The 21,475-nt window shown below is 70.4% G+C and carries 19 protein-coding genes; 5 read left to right on the top strand and 14 right to left on the bottom strand.

The window, feature by feature from the left end; genetic code table 11:
• Positions 1 to 161: 161 nt before the first annotated feature.
• The 5 genes from SSPN_RS0132925 to SSPN_RS60740 form a co-directional block, all read right to left on the bottom strand.
• The gene (locus SSPN_RS0132925; protein ID WP_010313408.1) at positions 162 to 1,319 is read right to left on the bottom strand and encodes a GAF domain-containing sensor histidine kinase; all 1,158 of its coding nucleotides are present in this window, start codon (positions 1,317 to 1,319) and stop codon (positions 162 to 164) included.
• Between the two features lie 399 nt (positions 1,320 to 1,718).
• On the bottom strand, positions 1,719 to 5,474 hold the full coding sequence (locus tag SSPN_RS60745; RefSeq protein ID WP_010313406.1) for an ATP-binding cassette domain-containing protein: 3,756 nt from the start codon (positions 5,472 to 5,474) through the stop codon (positions 1,719 to 1,721).
• Positions 5,475 to 5,635: 161 nt separating this feature from the next.
• Entirely contained in the window at positions 5,636 to 6,649 is a 1,014-nt protein-coding gene (gene cydB, locus SSPN_RS0132915; RefSeq protein WP_010313404.1) for a cytochrome d ubiquinol oxidase subunit II, read from the bottom strand.
• 15 nt (positions 6,650 to 6,664) lie between these two features.
• Positions 6,665 to 8,167 carry a cytochrome ubiquinol oxidase subunit I gene (locus SSPN_RS0132910; protein WP_010313402.1) on the bottom strand — a complete coding sequence of 501 codons (1,503 nt, stop codon included), beginning with the start codon at positions 8,165 to 8,167 and terminating at the stop codon, positions 6,665 to 6,667.
• 308 nt (positions 8,168 to 8,475) lie between these two features.
• Positions 8,476 to 8,775, bottom strand: coding sequence for a hypothetical protein (locus SSPN_RS60740; protein ID WP_010313400.1), 300 nt, complete (start codon positions 8,773 to 8,775; stop codon positions 8,476 to 8,478).
• Between SSPN_RS60740 and SSPN_RS60735 the strand changes: the two genes are divergently transcribed.
• Positions 8,717 to 8,917, top strand: coding sequence for a PLP-dependent transferase (locus SSPN_RS60735; protein WP_029535966.1), 201 nt, complete (start codon positions 8,717 to 8,719; stop codon positions 8,915 to 8,917). The genes SSPN_RS60740 and SSPN_RS60735 overlap by 59 nt on opposite strands.
• Positions 8,918 to 9,087: 170 nt before the next feature.
• On the opposite strand, the gene SSPN_RS58795 is transcribed toward SSPN_RS60735, so the two are convergent.
• From SSPN_RS58795 to SSPN_RS0132880, 4 genes are all read right to left on the bottom strand, one after another.
• A complete protein-coding gene (locus SSPN_RS58795; RefSeq protein WP_010313396.1) occupies positions 9,088 to 9,603 on the bottom strand; it encodes a Rossmann-fold NAD(P)-binding domain-containing protein in 516 nt (171 codons plus the stop codon).
• Between the two features lie 447 nt (positions 9,604 to 10,050).
• On the bottom strand, positions 10,051 to 10,743 hold the full coding sequence (locus SSPN_RS0132890; protein ID WP_010313394.1) for an IclR family transcriptional regulator: 693 nt from the start codon (positions 10,741 to 10,743) through the stop codon (positions 10,051 to 10,053).
• Positions 10,744 to 10,747: 4 nt separating this feature from the next.
• The gene (locus SSPN_RS0132885; RefSeq protein ID WP_010313392.1) at positions 10,748 to 11,953 is read right to left on the bottom strand and encodes a fumarylacetoacetate hydrolase family protein; all 1,206 of its coding nucleotides are present in this window, start codon (positions 11,951 to 11,953) and stop codon (positions 10,748 to 10,750) included.
• Positions 11,950 to 12,816, bottom strand: a complete 867-nt coding sequence (locus tag SSPN_RS0132880) for a hypothetical protein (protein WP_010313390.1) — start codon at positions 12,814 to 12,816, stop codon at positions 11,950 to 11,952. The genes SSPN_RS0132885 and SSPN_RS0132880 overlap by 4 nt, the downstream gene beginning before the upstream one ends.
• Positions 12,817 to 13,133: 317 nt before the next feature.
• On the opposite strand from SSPN_RS0132880, the gene SSPN_RS0132875 reads away from it, so the two are divergent.
• A complete protein-coding gene (locus tag SSPN_RS0132875) occupies positions 13,134 to 13,913 on the top strand; it encodes a DUF2470 domain-containing protein (protein WP_010313388.1) in 780 nt (259 codons plus the stop codon).
• Positions 13,914 to 14,386: 473 nt separating this feature from the next.
• Here the strand turns inward: SSPN_RS0132875 and SSPN_RS0132865 are convergent, their stop codons facing one another.
• On the bottom strand, positions 14,387 to 14,746 hold the full coding sequence (locus SSPN_RS0132865) for a hypothetical protein (protein ID WP_010313384.1): 360 nt from the start codon (positions 14,744 to 14,746) through the stop codon (positions 14,387 to 14,389).
• Positions 14,747 to 14,877: 131 nt separating this feature from the next.
• Here SSPN_RS0132865 and SSPN_RS0132860 point away from each other — a divergent pair, with 131 nt between their 5' ends.
• From SSPN_RS0132860 to SSPN_RS0132850, 3 genes are all read left to right on the top strand, one after another.
• Positions 14,878 to 15,687: a CPBP family intramembrane glutamic endopeptidase gene (locus SSPN_RS0132860; RefSeq protein WP_044576297.1), complete on the top strand. Its 810-nt coding sequence runs from the start codon at positions 14,878 to 14,880 to the stop codon at positions 15,685 to 15,687.
• Positions 15,688 to 16,018: 331 nt separating this feature from the next.
• Positions 16,019 to 17,221 (top strand): arginine deiminase, encoded by a 1,203-nt coding sequence (locus SSPN_RS0132855; protein ID WP_010313380.1) that lies wholly within the window; start codon positions 16,019 to 16,021, stop codon positions 17,219 to 17,221.
• A 309-nt stretch (positions 17,222 to 17,530) separates the two neighbouring features.
• Positions 17,531 to 18,091, top strand: coding sequence for a ferritin (locus tag SSPN_RS0132850; RefSeq protein ID WP_010313377.1), 561 nt, complete (start codon positions 17,531 to 17,533; stop codon positions 18,089 to 18,091).
• A 60-nt stretch (positions 18,092 to 18,151) separates the two neighbouring features.
• Here SSPN_RS0132850 and SSPN_RS0132845 read toward each other — a convergent pair whose 3' ends face one another.
• The 4 genes from SSPN_RS0132845 to SSPN_RS0132830 form a co-directional block, all read right to left on the bottom strand.
• On the bottom strand, positions 18,152 to 18,655 hold the full coding sequence (locus SSPN_RS0132845) for a hypothetical protein (RefSeq protein WP_010313375.1): 504 nt from the start codon (positions 18,653 to 18,655) through the stop codon (positions 18,152 to 18,154).
• The gene (locus tag SSPN_RS0132840) at positions 18,652 to 19,230 is read right to left on the bottom strand and encodes a SigE family RNA polymerase sigma factor (RefSeq protein WP_010313373.1); all 579 of its coding nucleotides are present in this window, start codon (positions 19,228 to 19,230) and stop codon (positions 18,652 to 18,654) included. The genes SSPN_RS0132845 and SSPN_RS0132840 overlap by 4 nt, the downstream gene beginning before the upstream one ends.
• Before the next feature lie 304 nt (positions 19,231 to 19,534).
• Entirely contained in the window at positions 19,535 to 20,485 is a 951-nt protein-coding gene (locus tag SSPN_RS0132835) for a DUF5926 family protein (RefSeq protein ID WP_010313371.1), read from the bottom strand.
• A 21-nt stretch (positions 20,486 to 20,506) separates the two neighbouring features.
• Entirely contained in the window at positions 20,507 to 21,358 is an 852-nt protein-coding gene (locus SSPN_RS0132830; RefSeq protein ID WP_010313369.1) for a glycerophosphodiester phosphodiesterase, read from the bottom strand.
• Positions 21,359 to 21,475 lie beyond the last annotated feature (117 nt).

Here is a 21,475-nt window from a genome sequence, read left to right as displayed (position 1 = left end):
GCGGTGCAAGGTGCGAGGGTGGGCTAAGCGACTTCGGCGTTTTCAAAGACAAAAGCCCGCCCTACCGCACCCGGACGACCACCTCCAAAACAACCTCCATTGCGCTCCATAGCGCCGAAAAGCATTCATGAGTGCGCGACGGATCCAGATCTGGCGTTGGTTCAGGTGCTGCTGGAGAGCGGAACTTCCCAGGTGACCGTGGTGCCGCTGTCCGGCGAGGACGTGATCACGCAGCGGCCGCCCGCCGCGACCGCGCGCTCTTCGAGGTTGCGGAGGCCGCGTTTGCTCACGTCGCGCGGAATTCCGCAGCCATCGTCCACGACCTGCAGCAGCAGCCCCGAATCCGAGCGCCGCACCCGCACCAGCACGGTCTGCGCCCCGGCGTGCCGGACCACATTGGACAGCGCTTCGCGGAGCGCGGCGCGGGCGTGGTCGGCCAGCGGCACCGGCACGTCGCTGAAGTCCCCGTCGATCTCCAGCCGCGGCGGACGCCCCATCAGCTCCCCGGCGATTTGCACCTCGGAACGCATCGAGTCGTCGAGCAACGGCGCGTGCGCGGGGATTTCCGGGTCCGCGGAGCGCAGCGTGCGGGCGGTGGCCCGGACCTCGGCGATCGCTTGGTCGATCTGCTCCATCGTCTCGGACAGCCGGGCCGCATCGGCGGTGTCGAGCTGGCCCGACAGCCGGCGCTCCAAGACCTCCAGCTGCACGCCGGTGGCGTAGAGCCGCTGCACGATCACGTCGTGCAGGTCGCGCGCGATGCGCTCCCGCTCCTGGTAGACAGCGATGCGCTGGCGAGCCGTGGAGCCCTCCGCGAGCACCAGCGCAAGACCGGCCTGAGCCGCGAACGAGGTCAGCACGTCCACGGCAACCCTGGTGAAGGTGCTGGCACCGCGCCGCCGGTAGACGGCCAGCGCGCCGAGCCGCCGCTCGCGGGTACCGAAAGGCGCGACGGCGAACGGGCCGTAAACCCGCAGCGAGGCTGGGACGTACGGGGCCGTCAGCGGGTCGTCGATCAGGTCGTCTACGACGACCGGCACGCCGCTGCGGGCGACCCGCGCCGCCGCCGAACGCGACGACAGGACGGTGCCGACCGGGTCGGCGAGCGGGCCGATCGCGGTGGGCGCGCCGTAGGTGGCTTCGACTGTCAGGCGGCCGTCGTCGGCGCGCACCGTGACGACGCCGAGGTCGGCCTCCGCCAGTTCGGCGGCGCGGCGGACGACTAGCGGGAGGACGGCGTCCGGATCCTCCGCGGACAGCGCAGCCCGGGTGATCTCGGTGGACGCTGCCAGCATGCGCCTGGCGAGGGTGGAATCCATGACATTCACGAGGCTATAGCTCCCGCAGGCCCGAAGTCGGCTCCGAACGACGCAGCTCACAGCGCGTCCCGCTACTTCCGGCTGGCAGCCCCCGCGCTGATCGCGGCGATGTCGCGCGAAATCGTCGCACCTCGCGGTCCCGGCGGCGTGCCCGGTCCGCGCGACCGATCACGGCGCTGATCTCGGCAAGGCCGATCGGGCGAAGGGCTCTTCCCGCGACAGCATGGTCCGTCGTGCCGTGGCCGCGCGCCACATGGCGTTGTGCGATGTGGTGCATCGCGTGCTTTGGGCTGCCTGCATCCCAGCCCGTGCCTTGCCCAGGGTTGGCTGGCCCGCGTTTCCGCAACGGTGCGTCTCGGGGCTGCCGGTCGAGGAGGGGCGACGGCACGCAGACGGCGTTCACGAGAGCGCTTCCTCGCGTTGGTTGTTGCGGACGACCGTGATCTCGCCGCCCTCGACTCGCAGGACGATGTCGGCGTGCTCGGTCTCCGACCAGCGGTGCGTCACGTGGACGACAGTGCGTCCCCGCAGCTCGCTGCGGAGGCGGACGAGCAGCTCCTCCGCCGTCGGCACGTCCAGGTGCGCGGTCGGCTCGTCGAGCAGCATCAGGTCCGCATCCGCGAACAGCAGGGCTCGTGCCAGTGCGAGGCGCTGCGCCTCGCCGCCGGAGAGTGCCGCTCCGCCGCTGCCGACCAGCTCGTCCAACCGCTCGTCCCAGCCCGGCAGCCCCGCCAGCCGGAGCGCCTCGCCGAGCTCCTGGTCGCTCGCGTGCGGCGCGGCGAGCCGCAGGTTCTCCCGGATGGTCGTCGAGACCAACTGCGGCTCCTGCGGGCACCACGCCACCCACTGCGGCACCCGCGCCGCGCCGCGCTCGGCACCCAGGAACCCCAGCAGCAGCGCCAAGAACGTCGACTTCCCGCCGCCCGAGGGCCCGACAACCGCGACGTGCGCCCCATCCGGCACGCGCAGATCCACGCCCCGCAAGGCCAACTCCGCCGCCCCAGGCCACCGGACGTCGACACCGGCGAGCTCGACGCCACCGGAACTCGGTTCGGCCTCACCGCGCTGATTACCATTGCGGGAATCTCCACGCACACCAACGAATTCGGCACTGCTGGTCGGAGCCCTGCGAACCTCCCCGCCACCGGCGGTCGTCGCTCCGCTCCTCGACTCACCGCGATGGCCAACAGCCGAAGGCTCCGCTTCACCGCTCCTCTGCGCCGCTCCACGCCCCGCCGCACCAGCACGACTCGCAGACCAAAGCCCCGCCCCGCCGCCCCGCCGAGCCGCTTCCGCCGCACGGCCACGACTCGCCTGCGGCTCGCCAGACCCTGCCGCCAGCAGCGGTGCCAAGCGCGCTTGCGCCGCGCGCAGCGACTGCCACTGCTGCGCCGCTGGCGGCAGCAACGCGACGGCTTCCGCCGCCGCTAGCGGCACCAGGCCTAGCAGTGGCGCGAGCTCCGGCGCCAGGCGGCCTTCGGCAACCGCCGTCGCACCGAACCAGGCTCCGCCGAGCACCGCGATGCCGACCAACAGCGTGTTCACCGCAGTCGCGGCACCTGCGCCGAACGCTGCGCGGCGGGCGCGGGCAGCCAGCTGCTCGTCGGCGGCAGCGAGTTCCGCTCGACGCTCGGTGTGCGCGCCGAAGGCGAGCAGCTCCGCAGAGCCGTCAAGCAGCGCGAGCACGCGAGCTGCGACGCGGCGCCGCCCTTCGGCCACGGCAGTGGTCGCGCGGCGCTCAGCCGCGAGCGCAGCGAGCGGGCTCGCCCCGAAGGCGACGAGCAGCGCAGCTGCGAGCGCCAAGCCCGCTTCGGGCAGCACCAGTGCTTGGAGCACCACCGCCGCGACCACGACGACCGCCGCGACCAGCGGCGGGAGGATCACGCGAGGCTCCAGGTCTCGGACGGTGTCGACATCGTCGACGAGCCGTGCGACCCCCTCGCCGCGGCGCAGCCCGGCGGTGCGCACCGGTCCGAGTCGCACGAGGGCCTCCCACAGCTGCCGCCGGAGGCGGCCGGAGAGCCGGAAGGCAGCGTCGTGCGTGACGAGCCGATCCGCGTAGCGGAGCACCGCGCGCGACAGCGCGAAGGTGCGCACTCCCACGACAGCGACCGAGAGCGTGAGGATCGGCGGCTGCTGCGAAGCGCGGGCGATCAGCCAGGCCGAGGTCGCGGTCAGCGCGAGGCCGGAGAGCAGCGACAACGCTCCGAGGCCGACGCCGAGGAGCGTTCGCGGCGTGATCAGGTCGCGGATGCGACCGGTCGCCGCCGGCAGGTCGGGCGGAGCGGCCGGGACGGCCGCGGTGGCTGCTTCCAGTTCGGTCGCGACCGCCTCTGGGCGGTGGCTCGCGAGCACGACGGTTGCGCCCGTGTCGGCGGCGCGTCGGATGGCGGCGTTGACCTGGTGCGCCGTCGCCGCGTCCAGGTGCGCAGTCGGTTCGTCGAGCAGCAGGATCGTCGCTTCGCCGTGCAGCCTCAGCAGGGCTCGGGCCACCGCGACCCGCTGACGCTCCCCTGTGGACAGTTCGTCGATGCGGCGGTCGCGGAGGTGGGCGGCGGCCGCTTCGGACAGCGCTTCGTCGACGTGGGCCGTCAGGTCGGGTTGGTCGGCCGTGGCGACCGCGAGTTCGTCGGCGACGGTGCCGCCGGTGAAGGTTGGGCGCTGCGGAACCCATGCGATGCGGCGCCGCCACTCGGCCGCATCGAGCTCGGTGATGTCCACGCCGCCCCAGGTGATCGCGCCTTCCTCCGGGGCGGCGAAGCCGAGCAGCACGGCCATCGTCGTCGACTTCCCGCTGCCGCTCGGCCCGATCCCGTCGAAACCCTCCAACCGCACGATCTCGCCGGACCGCGCGACGAAGCTCAACCCGTCCGGCGCGAACCCGCCCCGCCGCCGCACCCGCAAACCGGTCACGCGCAACGCGCTGTCGGCGCGAACGAACCGCTCACGCCGATGAACGAGGTCAACAGGCCGTTCGCCCGAACCCACCCCCTCCGAAGCGAACGGACCGCTTGCCTCACCTACCGACGCGAACGGACCGTTTGCGTCGCCTAGCGATGTGAACGGGCCGTTCGCTTCATCTCCCTCACCCCGCGAAGCGGTGCGACCGTTCGCCCCACCTACCGACGCGAACGGACCGTTTGCGTCGCCTAGCGATGTGAACGGGCCGTTCGCTTCATCTCCCTCACCCCGACGCGAAGCGGTGCGACCGTTCACGATCTCGTCGACCCTGCGGACGGCTTCGACGCCGTCCTCGCTTGCGTGATGGGCGGCTCCGGCCGCACGCAGCGGCAGGTAGCACTCCGGTGCTAGGACCAGCACCAGCAGCCCCGTCGCCAGGTCGAGGTCGCCGGAGACCAGCCGCAGGCCGATGCCGACCGCCACCATCGCCACCGACAGCGACGAGAGCAGCTCGAGGACCAGCGCGGACAGGAAGGCGATGCGTAGGGTCGCGATCGTGGTGCGGCGGTGCGTGTCGCTGACCCGGCGGACCACCTCGCCTTGCGACTGCGCCCGCCCGAACGCCGTCAGCACCGGTAGCGCCCGGATCAGCTCCAGCAGCTGGCCGGACAGGCGCTGCACCGCGTCGGCGGCCCGCGAGGTGCGCTGCTCGGTGTACTTTCCGACGAGCCACGCGAACAGCGGGATCAGCGGGACGGTGATCACGACGACCAGCGCGGAAACCCAGTCGGAGAACAGGATCCAGGCCCCGACCAGCGGCGGCACCACCGCGGCGGTCACCAGGGCGGGCAGGTATTTGGTGAAGTACGCGTCGAGCGAGTCGAGGCCCTTCGTGGCGAGCGCGGTCAGCTCGGCCGGGCCGCGCTGCTGGATCCACTCCGGCCCCTGGCGCAACGCCGAGTCCAGAAGCAGGCCGCGCAGCTCCTCCTTCGCGCCCGCCGCCGCCCGGGCGGACACGGTTTCGGTCGCCCAGCCCAGCACGGCCCGCGCCACCACCGCTGCGGCCAGCACGACCAGGTAGTGACCGATCGCTTCCGGCGCCGCGCCCCGGGTCACCACCGCTGCGAGCGCGCTGCCCAGCGCCCAGGCCTGCATGATCAGCGCAACGGCGTTGCCGACCGAAAGCAGCCCGGCCACGACGAGCGCACGCCGGGCCGCCCCGGACAACCGCGGCAGTGCTCCCAGCGGACCCATCACGAACTCCCTGTCATGTGCTGCTTCCCGGCTCATCCCGCGGGGTTTGCGGCGTCTCCGGCTCGCCTTCGGCACCGCAGTTTCTGCTGGTAGGTGCCCGTGAGCACGTTGGGTCGCTATCGCAGCCCAACGTACTCATGGTCTCTGACCTGCGAAAATCGTCATGCGCTGGGGACGTGTGCCGGTGGGATGTGCTGGGTGCCGATGCGCTTGCGGAACACCCAGTACGTCCAGCCCTGGTAGATCAGCACCGCCGGGGCTCCGAAGGCCGCCACCCACGTCATCACCGTCAGTGTGTACGGGCTGGACGCGGTTTCCGCGATCGACAACGACCACGCCGGGTCCAAAGTGGACGGGATCACGTTCGGCCACAGCGCGCCGAACAGGGTTACCACCACGCCGACCAGCGCCACGCCCTGCAGGGCGAACGCCTGGCCGTCCCGCCACCGGTACAGCCTGCCGAGCGCGGCCAACGCCGCGACCAGCGCGATCATCAGCGGCACCCAGGTCCAGGTCTCGCCCTCCAGGAGCTGCGCGATGAACACCAGCGCGATCACCGGCAGCAGCAGCGGCACCCCGGCCCGCAGCGCGAACCGCCGCGCCCGCTCCCGGATCTCGCCGTCCGTCTTGAGCGCCAGGAACACCGCACCGTGCAGCAGGGAGAACCCGCACACCGCGAGCGCGCCGATCACGTTCGGCAGCGTGAAGATCGTCCACCAGCCGCCGACCCGGTCCCCGTACTCGTTCAGGGGCAGGCCGAAGACGCTCGCGGACAGCACCAGCCCGACGATCATCGGCGAGATCCACGAGGCGAGCACGATCACCGCGTCCCAGGTGCGTCGCCAGCGCGCGGTGTCCACCTTGCCGCGGTATTCGAACGCCACGCCACGCCCGATCAGCGCGACCAGCAGCACCAGGAACGGCAGGTAGGCCGTGCTGAACAGGGACGCGTACCAGCCTGGGAAGGCGGCGAACGTCGCGCCGCCCGCCACGATCAACCAGACCTCGTTGCCGTCCCAGACCGGGCCGATCGTGTTGATCAGCACCCGTCGCTCTTCGTTGCGTCGGCCCAGCACCGGCAGCAGCATGCCGACGCCGAAGTCGAAGCCCTCCAGGAACAGGTAGCCCAGCCAGAACAGGACGATCACGCAGAACCAGAAGGTGGGCAGATCCATCGCAGGTGCAGCCTCTCAGTACGCGAAGGACAGGGCTTCGCCGGACTTCTCCTCGCCCTCGGGCGGCTTCGGCGGCATCACCCCGTCGAAGCCGCCGCGGACGTAGCGGATGATCAGGAAGATCTCCACGATCGCGAGCACCCCGTACAGCGCGGTCAGCACGATCACCGAGGTCAGCATTTCGCCGGGGTGCACGCCCGCGGACACGGCCGAAGCGGTGTACATCCACACGCCGTCGACGCCGGACGGATCGGGGTTGGGCACGACCACGAACGGCTGGCGGCCCATCTCGGTGAACACCCAACCGGCGACGTTGCCGAGGAACGGCAGCGCGATGCTCAGCACCGCCAGCGGCACCCACCATTTGCCCGGCGGGAACTTCCGCTTGCGGGTCAGCCAAAGCACGGCCAGCGCGCCGAGCGCCGCCAGCCCGCCGAAGCCGATCATGAACCGGAATCCCCAGTAGGTCACCGGCAGGTTCGGCACGTAGTCGATGGGCTGCCCGGCGAACGCGCCCAGCCGCGGGTCGTCCGGGTAGTGCGTGCCGTACTTGGCCTGGTACTCCGGGATCAGCGCCTGCACGCCCTTGACCTCGCTGTGGAAGTCGCCTTCCGCCAGGTAGGACAGGATGTAGGGCACGGTGATGCTCTTGACGTTCTCGCAGTCGGGGCGGGTGACGTCGCCGACCGCGAAGATCGAGAAGCTGGCGGGCGCCTCGCTGTGGCACAGCGCCTCGGCGGAGGCCATCTTCATCGGCTGCTGCTGGAACATCAGCTTGCCCTGGACATCCCCGGAGATCGCGAGCCCGGCGAACGCGACCACCGCGACCCACGCGCCCAGCCGCATAGAACCGTGCCAGGCGCGGCGGTCCTCGTCGTCGACGTCGGACTTGCGGTGGTGCCGGGCGATCTGCCAGGCGGCGATGCCGATCAGGAACGAGCCAGCGACCGCGAAGCAACCGAATACGGTGTGCGGGAACGCCGCGAGCACGGTGTTGTTGCCCAGCACCGCCCAGATCGAGGTCAGCCGGGGCCGGCCGTCGACGAGCTCGATGCCGACCGGGTGCTGCATCCACGAGTTGGCGGCCAGGATGAAGTAGGCGGACAGCACTGTTGCCAGCGAGAACGCCCAGGCGCAGGCCAGGTGCACGCCCTTGGAGAGCCGGTCCCAGCCGAAGATCCACAGGCCGAGGAAGGTCGACTCGACGAAGAACGCGAGCAACCCCTCCATTGCCAGCGGCGCGCCGAAGACGTCGCCGACGAAGCGGGAGTAGGAACTCCAGGCCATGCCGAACTGGAACTCCTGCACGATGCCGGTGACCACGCCCATAGCGAAGTTGATCAGCAGCAGCTTGCCCCAGAACTTGGTCATCTTCAGGTAGCGCTGCTTGCCGGTGCGATACCACGCGGTCTGCATCCCGGCGACGAGGATCGCCAGCCCGATGGTCAGCGGGACCATCAGGAAGTGGTAGACCGTCGTGATCCCGAACTGCCAGCGGGCGATGTCGAGCAGATCCACGACTCCACCCTGCCGCCCCGAGCTGAGAAATCGCAGAGGCAAGGGCCCTATCTCGCCCGGTCGAGGGTCCTAACCCAGACGGGACCTTGGTCCTGGTCACGCTGGGCGATCACACTCACCGCATCGCTTACATGTATCAAGCGACCTGGTGATGCGGAAGACTTCAGCGCGAAAAAACGGATCGGGAGTACCTGCTCCGGTTCCTCCCACGATGCCCGGCCGATGACCACCGGAGATCAGGCGCAGCGCCCACCTGCCCGCGAAGTGCGAAGCCGACCCACCGCTCACGCCCCGACCGGCACGGCAGCTCAGACGATCAGCGCGTTGACGGCGGCGACTGCGGCCGTGCCGTCGCAGGACCGCCGCACCTCCGCCATCCGGCGCACCGCCTCGGCGACTTCCTCCGGCGGGAGGTGGGACGGGATGCGCGGGCGGCGGTCGCAGTCGCCGTGCGGATCCAGCGACCGGCCCGACAGCACCGCGACGCCGAACCGCACCGCCGGGTGCTCAGCGAAGGCACTCGCGTCCGGGCTCGCCGAGCACCCGGCGGTGCGGGCCGTGCACGACCCGGCCCCACCCACGAGCTGGCGGAAGCTGGTGGCCGGCAACAGCGGCGTGCTGACCTTCGACCTGGGCAGCTGTACAGCAGGGCTGGCGTTCGTGCGGGCGGTCCAGCTGGCGGTGCTCGGCCCGTCGCTGGGCGGAATCGAGACGCTGGTGCTGCACCCGGCCAGCACCTCGCACCCCTAGCTCACCGACGAGCAGCTGCGCGCAGTCGGCATCGGCGAGGGCTCATCCGCGTGTCAGTCGGCGTCGAGGAGCCCGGGCACATCCGGGCCGACGTCACCCAAGCCCTCCCCGCTGAGCGATCTTTCGAGGTTAGGGGCCCTCAGCCGAACGATTCGGCTTGGGGGCGCGACTCACTCGTCGCTCGGCCGGGCGGAAGTCGGCGGCGTGGTCGGGGCCCACTCCGCGAAGCCGCGGACTCGGCCGGTGATCGGCTCGGCCATCGGCACCGGCGCGGTTGCCGCAGCGTCGAACCCGGCGACCGCGTCGGGATCCTGCTCGGTGCTCGAGTAATCGTCGAAGCCCAGCAGGAAGTCCGCGTTCTTCGCCGCGAATCCGCCCCGCGCGAGTAGAGCTCCCGCGCCCCGGGTGATCACCTCGAAGCGGATCTCGCGGCCGATGGCCTCGGCCTGCTCGCGGTAGGTGATCAGGTCCGGGCCGTTCACGTCGTACGCCTCGCCCGCGTGCCCGTCCTCCAGCAGCGCGGCGGCCGCGACCTGCGATGTCCAATTCGTGCGTTGGGGACCAGGCGACGTCCGGGTTCGGGTCGCGCACCTGCCTTCGGCCCGGATCGACGGGCCGCACAGCGCCAGTTTGTTCAACGAACTCGCGGGCCGGACGTGTGTCCACTCCAGACCGGATACGTCCACGGCCTGCTCGACGGGCAGGTGGAAAAGCGGTGTCGTAGCCGCCGGCCACGGCCCAGGAGGACAGCACCACGACGCCTCGCACCCGGTTCGCCGCGTCGACCACATCGCGCGCGGTTTGCGGCACCGGGAACAGAAACAGCCGGTCAGCGCCCTCGAACGCGACCACCAAGGTGTTTGGGGGGCACCGAGATCGCCCCGGGTGGCCTGCACCCCGGCGGGGAATTCGGCGCGGGGATTTGTGTTCGCATTCGCCTCTGACCCGCGAAAACGAAACCTAGACGTGATCACCGAAAACCGGTGGATCTGATTCCGGATAACCCGCTGAACAGCCCCGCTCGACCGCCGAAAAGCGGGCGCCGAAAAAATTCACCCACCGGCCCCGATCCCCGCGCCACCCATCGCCGAAATGCGCTCAGAACCGGAGAACCGGGTTTCGCGGCGCGGGTATCAGTGGAGCGCGTCGGCGACCGCCTCCGCCGCCTCCAGCACCAGCGGGCCGACTTCGTCGGGCACCAACGGCTGCAGGGCCACCACACCCACGCTGGCGCGCAACCCCGGCACTCCGCGCACCGGCGAAGCGACTCCGAACGCCCCCGGCTGTAGGTCGCCGCTGCTGGTGATCCAGCGCGGCCCACCGGGGGGCAGGTCCACGGCGCGACCGGCCGCCCCGCGCTGCACCGGATGCCGACTGCCCACCCGGTACGACACGTGGTAGCTGGTCCACGACGGCTCGGCGACCGCGACGACCTGCGCCTCGCTGCCGTCGGCCACGGTCAGGTGCACTGTCGCGCCGACCTTCTCCGCCAGCGCCCGCAAGGCGGGCAGTGACGCGGCGCGCAACTGCGGCAGCACGCGCCCGGCCAGCCACAGCACGCCAAGCCCGAGCCGCACCTTAGAGCCCTCGCGGCGCACCAGGCCGCGGCTCTGCAACGGCCCGAGCAGCCGGTACACCGCCGCGCGGCTGACTCCAACGGTCGCCGCCAGGTCGCTGATGGTGGGCGCTTCGCTTTCCGCGTCCGCCACGGCCTGCAGCAGGCTGAGCCCGCGGTCCAGGGTCAGCGAGCTCTCCTTGGTGCCCGGCTGGACGTCGCGCGGCAGGCCCACCGGGGCGCGGATCGGCTCGGGGCTGGGTTGGGCCATCGCGTCACCTCCGAACCGCAGCCAGCACCGTGCCGGTCACCTCGCCGAGCCCGATCACCGAGCCGTCTGGTCCCGGCGCACTGCCACTCAGTGTCACCCGGTCCCCGTCCTGGAGGAAGGTCCGCTGCTCACCGTCTTGCAATGTGATCGGTTCCGCCCCGCCCCAGGTCAGCTCCAACAGGCAACCCCGTTGGTCGTGCTCCGGGCCGGACACGGTTCCGGAGGCGAACAGATCACCGGGCCGCACCGGCGCACCGTTAGCGGTCAGGTGCGCGAGTTGCTGCGCGGGCGACCAGGCCATGTGCTCGAATCGCGGCTGGGACAGCAGCGTCTCGTTGCAGCGCACCTCCAACCGCAGGTCCAGCCCCCACGGCTCATCCTCGACGAGGTAGGGCTGCAACACGTGCTCCGGTGCCGGAGTCGGCACGCGGGCGTGCTCGAACGCTTCCAGCGGGGTGATCCACCCGGCGACGGACGTGGCGAACGACTTGGCCAGGAACGGCCCCAGCGGATTGGACTCCCAGGCCTGGATGTCCCGCGCCGACCAGTCGTTGACCAGCGCCACGCCGAACACGTGCTCCGCGAAGTCCGAAGTGGGCACCTGGGCGGCCGGTTCGCCGCCGCAGACGAACCCAACCTCCGCTTCGAAGTCCAGCCGCCGGGTCGGGCCGAACGCGGGCTGCAGGTCACCGGCGGCCCTGCGCTGCCCACGCGGGCGGTGGATGTCGGTGCCGGAGACGTAAACGGTGCCCGCCCGGCCGTGGTAGGCGATCGGCAGGTGCGTCCAGTTCTCGGGCAGCGGCGCGGCGGCGCGGCGGAAGATGCGGCCGACGTTCTCGGCGTGGTGCCGCGACGAGAAGAAGTCGACGTAGTCGGCGACCGCGAACGGCAGCACCAGGGTGTGCCAGTCGGTGCGCACCAGCCCCGCACCGGTCGGCGCCCGGTCGGCCGCGACGAGTTCGGTGAGCCGCTCGCGCAGCTCGTGCCATCGGTCGCGGCCCGCTGCCAGCAACGGGTCGAGCGAGGCACCTGAGACGAGCTCGGCGAGTCGAGGACCGAGTGCCCCGGCAATGCCGCGCAGCGGCAGCGCATGCCGCCCGACCCGCACCGCGATGACCGGTCCCCCGCCGGTCACCAGCACCCCGTAGGGCAGCGTCTGCGGGCCGAACGGCTTGTCCGGGGCGAACTCGGGGTCCTCGATCCAGGTCAAAGCAGCCCCAATCCTTCGAGTTCGGCGACCGGGTCCTGCAACGAGCACGAGCCGTAGGACGCGAAGACGTCGCGCACCGCGTTGGCAGCGTCGTCGGACAGCGCGCGCGCCTCCTCCGCCAGCGCGGGGCCGTCGGTGCTGGCCAGTGCCGCCCGCACGTCCTTGCCGGACAGCGAGCGCGCGGTCGCGACGAGGATGTTGAGGAAGCCGTGGTGGGTGAAGCCGGTTTCCGGATCGGTGCCGCGCACCGCGGTGTGCAGCCCGGTGGTGGTCTTGAACGGCACGTCGAGGGTGCCGGCGACCGCGAGGAAGTCGTTGACCACGTCGATGGACGGCACCGATTCGGCGGTCTGCCCGCCGCAGCGCAGCTTGGGCCAGCAACCGTGCTCGGCGACCCGCCGGATGCCGGCCAGCCACCCGTCACCGCCGCGACGCGGCTCGACGACCCGGATGATGTCCTCGGGCACGAACTCCGAGACCCGCTCCAGCCAGATGTCGTCGACGTCCGACGGCGCGGGCATCTCGACCATCCGCAGCGCCAGCAGCTCCTGCCGCCCCTCGATGATGGACAGGGCCTTGGGCACGCCGCCCAGCCCGGTGTCGCACACCAGCGAAAGCGGCACCGGCGAAGCTGGCTTCGCCTTCGCCAGCTCGGTGATCAACTCGGCCAGCCGGGACGCCTTGCACAGCATCGGCCCCAGCAGGCCCGTGTACTCGCCGCCGCGCGCGTCCAGGTGGTCGGCCACCGCCTGCGGCACACCTGCGGTTCCCGGCGGGAACAGCGCGGCGTCGTCAACCAGTCGGGCGAACAGGGGCGGGATGCCGCGCGGACCGGGCGCGCGAAGCTCAACAGCGCTTGACACGGCTGACACGCTAATGCCGTACCGGCCAGTGAACAAAGGTGCCCGATAAACGGACGTCTGGCGGGGTCATTTAGGCCTCCCTCGCCTGGTTTGGACATCATCATCCTCCGGCCGCCAACAGCGCTCGCACCGCCCCTTCGCGCACTGCTGCGGTTGGCTCCCCACGACGACGTTCCAGCTGGTACTAAGAGGGGTGTGCGGATCAACTCGCGGGCGACGTATCAGGCCCAGGGCGTCCCGGACCGCACATCACCCGGGAGGACGACTTCCCCGCACCAGGGAATTAAATTAGGCTTGCCTAATTTTGGAGGTGAGCAGTGGGCGAAACGACCATCCGCCGGCCTGCGACGCCGAGCGCTGCGGAACGGGCCAAGAGCATCGCCAAGCGCGGCGGCCGCGCGGCGCTCCTGCCGGCCAGCGAGGCCTCGGCGCGCATCGCACCGTTGCTGCACCACGTGCACTCCGACGGAGCCGCAACCGTTCTGCTGGCCGACGAACACCCGCTGATCGCAACTGCCTGGCAAGCCCCGCGCGCAGAACTCGCCGCCGTCCTCGAACTCACCGACCCGACGCCGGTCCGGCTGCGCGAGCCGGTGCGCGGACTGCTGTGGCTGACCGGCTTGGTGCGCCTGCTCGATGGCGCGGAGGCCCGCGACGAGGTCCTCTCGGTCGCCGCGGAACGACCAGACCCGCGGCTGCTGGACGCCGGGCACGGCGCGAGCGTGCTGCGCCTGGAGTGCGCGTCGCTCGTGCTGGCGGACTCCGAGGGCACCAGCTCGGTGGACCCGGCGGAATTCCAGGCAGCCGCGCCTGATCCGTTCTGCCTGCAGGAAGACGCGTGGCTGCGGCACCTCGAGCTCTCGCACCGCGACGTCGTCGGACTGCTGGCCCGGCACCTTCCGGAGCAGCTGCACGGCGGGCACATCCGCCCGCTGGGCCTGGACAAGTACGGCCTGCGACTGCGGGTGGAGTCCGCGGACGGCGATCACGACGTGCGGCTGGCGTTCTCCCGCCCGGTGAGCACGACCGAACACCTCGGCGCCGAACTCCGCCGACTCGTCGGCTGCCCGTTCCTTGCCCAACAACGCCAGGGCTGAAGCGCCGGGTGGGCTGAAGCGAACGGCCTGTTCACCTCAATAGACGGCACGAACAGGCCGTTCGCTCCACCCAACCCGACACGCGGAGAACTTCCAGCGCGTCAAGGGCACCCCGACCCGCTACGAAGTCGCCCGGATCGAAGGCCGGGACCGGATGTTCGAGTGGTTCGAGGAAGGCGGCCACCAGGCCGACATTCCGGCCCTCCGCCGCCTGCACCCGGCGCTGCTAGACGTCGAGGAATTCCCGCAGCGCCAGCCCTGACAGATGCCCGTTGGGAACTCGCTGTGCGGCGTTGCTTTACCTACGCGTCGCAGGTACGAAGCGAACGGACCGTTCACCTCAATAGACGGCACAAACGGTCCGTTCACCCCATCCCACCAACACCTGCGCCGCTCCGCGTGAATGAAGCGAACGCACCGTTCACCTCAATAGATGGCGCGAACAGGCCGTTCGCTTCACACCCCTCGCTGGTTTAGTCGTCCGTGCAGTGTTCGGAGCTCAGGGGTGTCAGGCGTTGGATGCGTCCGTCGCGGAAGCGCAGCGGCTCGACGCCCGGCCCGACCAGCATCGCTTCGTCCACCGCGCCGCGGCGGGTGAGAATCCACAGGAACGAGTGCGCCACGATCGACGCGCGGCCGGGCCGGGTTCCGTCGACGAACCGCACCAGCAACCCGCTCGGGTCGATCTGCCGCAACTCCACCAGAACGCCGTCCCGGACGCCGAACACGTCGGCCGAGCCGAGCGACGCGTCGAGCACCTCGAAGCGGCGCAGCGCCTCCAGCACTCGCACCGCGTGTTCGGTGTCCGCCGAGCCCCACACGAACACGTCCATGCCCACCTCCGCCGGACCGACGTCGATCCGACGCAGCGGGAGCGGTGCGCCGTTCCGAACGGGCTTTCCCGGTTTTGCCAGACCTCGAACGACCGCCCGCGCGCATCACCGATCCGGGTACGGTTCGTCGCGTGAGCACCTTGCGCGTATGGCTGACCCCGACCCGGCCCGGCGAGCCCGCGGTGATCGCGGACCGAGCGGAGCGCAAGGCGATCATCATCGAGCTGGTCGTGGTCTTCGCGGTGACCCTCGGGCTCTCCGGCCTGCAAAGCCTGCTCTCCCTGCTGGACGCCCTGATGCGCCCGGAGCCGCTGGCCGACCAGCACGCCGCCATCAACGTCCCGCAGGCCGAGCTCGGACTGATCGACATGCTGGCGCAGCTGACGAACGTGCTGCGGCTGTGCGCCTGGGGCGGTCTGGGGGCGTTCCTGCTGTGGCGTGGCGGGATAGCGCTGTGGCGGGTCGGCCTGGACCGGTCGCGGCCCGGCCGGGACCTCGCCGGCGGGCTCGGGCTCGCGGCCCTGATCGGCATCCCCGGCCTGGGCCTGTACCTCGTCGCGCACGCCCTCGGCCTCAGCCTGACCGTGCAACCCTCCACCTTGGACGCGGCGTGGTGGCGGGCACCGGTGCTGACACTGGCCGCGTTCGGCAACTCCTTCGCCGAAGAGGTCTTGGTGGTGGCCTACCTGCTGACCAGGCTGCGGCAGCTGGGCTGGTCGGAGAACCGGGCGCTGTGGCTGTCGGCGGTCCTGCGCGGCAGCTACCACCTGTACCAGGGCTTGGGCGGGTTCGTCGGAAACGTCGTGATGGGCCTGGTCTATGGGCGCGCCTGGCAGCGCACGAACCGCCTGTGGCCGTTGATCGTCGGCCACGCGCTGATCGACGTGGTGGCCTTCGTCGGCTACGCCGCCCTGCGCGGCCGCGTCGGCTGGCTCCCCTGAAAGACTGTTTCCAGAAGCGTTTTGCGTGGCCGTGCGGGTAGCGCAACCTCAGACGCCGCCTGGACTTCGGGAGCCCCGATTCGCGTATGACCAACAAGGCTTCGCGGCTGTCCTCGCCAAACAACGTCTGAGAACTCGCGGCGATGCAAGCTGCGTGCGTGGGTCAAGCGGCTTTCGCCGCTTCAAAGACAAAGATCGAACCAGTCTGAGCTGAACCAATCTGCCACCGCGCGCAATGATTCGACCGTGAACTGCTCCAATTTGTTTAATGACTGATCGAAATCATCGCCGATGACGGACGTTTCGATTCGTTGCGATTAGGCTACAAGTCGTGACCGAACCACACGCCCAGAGCGAGGTCGGCCCGCTGCACGCGGCGCTGCTGCACCGGCCGGGCACGGAACTGAAGCGGCTCACGCCGCGCAACAGCGACCAACTCCTGTTCGACGCGATCCCCTGGGTCGATCGCGCGCAGGAGGAGCACGACGCGTTCGCCGAGGTGCTCCGCAACCGGGGCGTCGAGGTGCTGCTGCTGCGCGACCTGCTCAACGAGGCGCTGCACGACACGCGCGCCCGGGCCGCGGCCGCGCTCGCGAGCGTGGACGAGCTCAAGCTGGGCGAGGACATCGCCGACACGCTGCGCTCGCACCTGTCCAGCGTGGACAACGCCGCGCTGGCCCAAATCCTGATCGCGGGCATGACGTTCGAGGAACTGCCCGCCGCCGAGGGCCAGTCCCTGGTCCGCCGGATGCACCACCCGCACGACTTCGCCATCGACCCGCTGCCGAACCTGCTGTTCACCCGCGATTCTTCGGTGTGGATCCGCGACCGGGTCGCGATCGCGGCCCTCGCGATGCCCGCGCGCCGCCGCGAATCCGCGCTCACCGACCTGATCTACGCCTACCACCCGAGGTTCTCGCACTCCGCCCGGGCCTACGGCGCGCACTCCGCGCCCGTCGAGGGCGGCGACGTCCTGCTGCTCGCGCCGGGCGTGGTGGCCATTGGGGTCGGCGAGCGCACCACCCCGGCCGGCGCGGAGTCGCTGGCCCGCTCGATGTTCGCCGACGATCTGGCGCACACCGTGCTGGCCGTGCCGATCGAGCAGGCCCGCGCCTCGATGCACCTGGACACGGTGTGCACGATGGTCGACCGCGACGCGGTGGTGATGTACCCGGCGATCCAGCACTCGCTGGAGGCCTTCACCCTGCGCCCGCTGGATGGCGAGCTGAAGGTGTCCGGCCCGACGCCCTTCCTGACCGCTGCGGCGGAGGCGATGGAAATCGACCACCTTCGGGTGATCGACACCGGCCTGGACCCAGTGACCGCGGAGCGCGAGCAGTGGGAGGACGGGAACAACACGCTCGCGGTGGCACCGGGCGTCGTGGTGGCCTACGAGCGCAACGCGGAGACAAACGCCCGGCTGGAGGAAGCCGGAATCGAGGTGCTGCGGATCAGCGGCTCCGAACTAGGCTCCGGCCGAGGCGGCCCCCGATGCATGTCCTGCCCCATCACCCGCGCCCCATTGCACCCCTGAAAACAGATTTCGCCGACGACGAAACATCCCCGATCACTTGACCAGGGGACGGGCGAAGGGCGCCTTTGACAGACCAAATCGGCCAAAGACGCCTTTCACCCGGAACGAATCACTCTAATCGGTGACGAGTTTCGAAACTTCGGCACTTTCGGTAGCCGAGGCAGCACTACCAGCACAAACAGCATAGGTTTGCCTTGGCTTAATTGTCCGAGGATTGCCTTCGCTAAATAGAGAAGAACCAAGGCCAACCATACCATTATTAGGTTTACCTGAAATGTATCTGGACTGATTCCAGAGTATATTTAAGGCATGGCTGTCACCGCGAAGAAGATTCACCACAAGGAATCCAAGTTCGAGCACCTGCTGCAGGAGCAGGTCCGGAATGAATTCACCGCCTCGCAGCAGTACCTCGCGGTCGCGGTCTGGTTCGACAACGAGGACCTGCCGCGGCTGGCCGCGCACTTCTACCGTCAGGCGCTGGAAGAGCGCAACCACGCGATGATGATCGTCCAGTACCTGATGGACAACAACATCAAGCCGACCATCCCGGCCATCGAGCAGGTTCGCAACGACTTCACCGAGACCCGCGAGCTCGTCGCGCTCGCCCTGGAGCAGGAGCGCGAGGTCACCCGCGAGGTCGAGACGCTGGCCAGGACCGCCCGCGAGGAGGGCGACTACCTCGGCGAGCAGTTCATGCAGTGGTTCCTGAAGGAGCAGGTCGAGGAGGTCTCCTCGATGTCGACGCTGCTGAACGTGGTCGACCGGGCCAAGGGCAACCTCTTCGACGTCGAGAACTACCTGGCCCGCGAAACGGTCGGCGACGACGGAGTCGACGCAACGGCTCCCAGGACGGCTGGCGGCGCCCTCTGAGCCGCCCCACCGCCGGAAGCCCGCGCCGGATGAGCCGCGGGGCCTCCGGCTGGGTGGCGGCTACTGCCCGGGGGTGTTGGGTTCGGTCGCCGGGTGTTGCGACGACGTTTGGCTCGGGGAGCTGGTGACCGACGGCTCGGAGGTCGTCGGGTCCGGCTCCGAGGTCGTCGTCAGCAGGATTTCCGGTGGCGGCGGCTTCCGGATCGGTGTGCCCGTCGGGCTCGGTTGCGCCGGGACCTGTCCCGGCGGCTGCTGCACCGGGGGCGGGGCCGGTGGCTGCTGCGACGGCTCCAGCGGCGTGGTCGAGCGCGGTTTCGGCTCCGGCTGCACAACGGGCGGCACGGCTGGCTGCAGCGGATCGTCCGACTGGTGGCTGACCAGCGCGATCCCGCCTCCAACCAGCAGTACCGCGCCGAGTGCGCTGCCCGTCGCGGCCAGCATGCCGTTGCGCTGCCGGCGGCGACGCGCGGCGGCCACCAGCGACCACTCCGCCCCGGTACGCACCGGGATGTCCAGCTGGTCGTCCCGGAAGACCCGTTGCAGCTCGTCCTCCAGATCCATCACACGTCACCTCCTTCCACCAACGGCCCGAGCCGCTTGCGCAGCGTCGCCAGCGCCTTGCTGGCCTGGCTCTTCACCGTTCCGCAGCTGACGCCGAGCGTCTCGGCGATCTCCAGCTCGGAAAGCCCCTCGTAGTAACGAAGCACGACCACCGCGCGTTGCCTCGGCGGCAGCGATCGCAGCGCGACCCACACCGGCTCGTGCTCCAGGCGATCCTGCTGGATGGCGGCGGGGACGTCCGGGAAGTCGGCGAGCAGCGTTTCGCGGCGCGTCCGCCGCCAGCGGCTGACGTGCGAGTTCGCCATCGCCTTGCGCACGTAGGCACTGGGGTCCGCGCAGTTTTGGCTGATCTTCGCCCACCTGGCACCGACCTTCTCCAGCACGGTCTGCACCAGGTCTGCGGCGTCGTGCGGATTGCCGGTCAGGGCATGGCCGTAGCGGATCAGCCCGGGCAGTGCCACCCGGACGAATTCCGCGAAGTCATCTTCTGTCGCCGCCATGTCCCCCCGACGCGCCCGCCCGCGATAGACACCGGACGCCTCGGCGGCGGTCGGCACGACGGGTAGGTGCGCGGTCACCCCTCCACCCCCTCAACGTCAGGTATCGCCGAGGGGGGACACGCCGCAACGCGCCGATGGGTTGCCGGACGCCGCCATTGATCACTCGATCGGAGCAACGAGCCGGGGGAATTCGCGGGGTGTCCCGTGCCGTGCCCGGCGGAGCAGACCGCGGTTTCAATTGAAACTGTCGGTCAACGTGTTCCGGGTTTGGTGACCAGTTTCAATTGAAACTGGTCACACCCAGCGCACAGTGGTCAGGTGCCCGTTCCGGTGAGCGTTTTCATCCTGGCCGATCCGCCCTCGCAACCGGCACCTTCACGGATCAGCGGATGGTGACTTGGCGGCCGCGGAGGCCGTCGCGGGCGCGCCGCTCCGCCACGTCCAGCGGCTCTGAGTCCAGCGAGCCGAGGGCCTCCGCCAGCCGGCGCCCGAGCTCCGCGGCGGGCTCGTCCCACTCGCGCGCGTGCTTCTCGCGGTCGAGGTCCCACACCGGCACCAGCAGGCCGTGCGCGCGGAAGGATCCCGCGTACTTGCTGTCCTCGCCCAGCGTCAGCTCGCCCCGGGCGGACAGCCGCGCGAGTGCCGCCAGCAGCTGCTCCTCCGGCTCCGGACGCACCCACCGCAGGTGCGCCTTCTCGCCCGCGTCCACCCAGTACGCGGATTCCACACCTTCGGCGGTCAGCCGCTCGGTGGGCATGATCGCCGCGTTCGCCCGCTCCAGGGACAGCGCGACCTCGCCGGTCGGCTCCACGTCGTCGGGCAGCCACCAGATGAAGTCCTTGTGCAGCTCGACGTCCAGCGCCGCGGCCGGGTCGAGCAGGTCCTGCAGGCGGTTGGGGACGGTGCCCGCCTCGGCCGTCTCCGGGCCCACCACCGACAGCGATTCGCCCAGTTCGGCGGCCTGAACCCACTCGACGGCGCGCGCGAGATCCCGGCTGATATCACCGGAATGGGTCTGCACCTGCAGCCCGATGAAGGCCTTGTCGTCGTTGCGCCGCAGCGCCGCGGCGGCCATCGGGAGCACTGTCGCGAGGGTGACTTCGCCTTCGCCGCGCAGCGGCAGCTTCGCCGTCGCCGACGGCACGAACTCGCGCAAGGCCACCAGCTCGCACTCCGCGGCCAGCCCCTCGAAAGGCCTGGTCACGATCACGTCGGCGGCACCACCAGCGGCACCGTGGCAAGCCTTGTAGCGCTTCCCGGAACCGCACGGGCAGGGCTGGCGCGGCTTGATCCCGGTGTCCGCCTGAGGCTTGGGTGCGGTTCGCTTCGACACTGCAAATCCCCTCGCTCGCGGTCAATCCGCCGTGACGCTACCGAACTGCGCGGACTCCGATTCAGCCAGGTGGAAGCGGGTGGACGCGGGTGAGTTGGTGGCCACGAAGCGCACTCCGGCGCGGCGGCACAGCTCGACGTCGGCGGGGTCGTCGACCGTCCAGCAGTACGTGTCGCGGCCGAGCGCGGCGACGCGCGCGACCAATCCCGGGTCCTCGCGCAGCAGCCGGATGTCCGGGCCGGCGAGGTCCGCCCACGGCGGCAGCACCCCGGACCGCCACGAGCTGCGGAAACGGTCGAACAGCAGGACGGTCGGCACCCCGGGCGCGGCCTCGCGGAACCGGCGCACCGCCGACTGGGAGAACGACATCATCAGTACCGGCGAGCTCTCCGGGTCCGTGGGCGCCGCCAGCCCGTGGCGGGCCAGCAGCGCGACGAGCTTGTGCTCCACCAGCCCGCCGTATCGGACCGGGTGCTTGGTCTCGATGAACAGCCGGACCGGCCGCGAGTGGTCCCGGACCAGGCCGAGGAGTTCGTCGAGGGTCAGCACGCCGTGCTCGGGCGTTGCGGCCGGGCGGCGCACCAGCTCGTCCGCGGACACCGGCGGTTCCTGGTGCCAGCCGCCGAAGTCCACTTCAGACATCGAGGCGACGGTGAGCTCGCTGACCACGCCGCGGCCGCTGGAGGTCCGGTCGATGCGGCGGTCGTGCACGCACACGAGCCGGCCGTCCCGGCTGACCCGGATATCGCATTCGAGTGCATCGGCGCCCTGCTCCAGGGCCAGTTCGTAAGCACCGTGGGTGTGCTCGGCGCGATGCGCAGAGGCCCCTCGGTGCGCAACGACGTCGGGGGTCGGTTGCCGCACGGCGCCCATTATGCGGGCGACCTCGATCCACTTCCGGCATCTGTGACACATCACAACGCCGCCGCACCCGCGATGAGGCGCTGTTCCGCCTGCTCAGCTGCCGTGAGCGCTATTGCCCCAGAACCA

This window comes from Saccharopolyspora spinosa NRRL 18395 (assembly GCF_000194155.1).
In the GTDB taxonomy this organism is placed as follows: domain Bacteria; phylum Actinomycetota; class Actinomycetes; order Mycobacteriales; family Pseudonocardiaceae; genus Saccharopolyspora; species Saccharopolyspora spinosa.
Note: the sequence above shows the minus strand (reverse complement) of the source record. Positions and strands in the feature narration are given on the sequence as shown.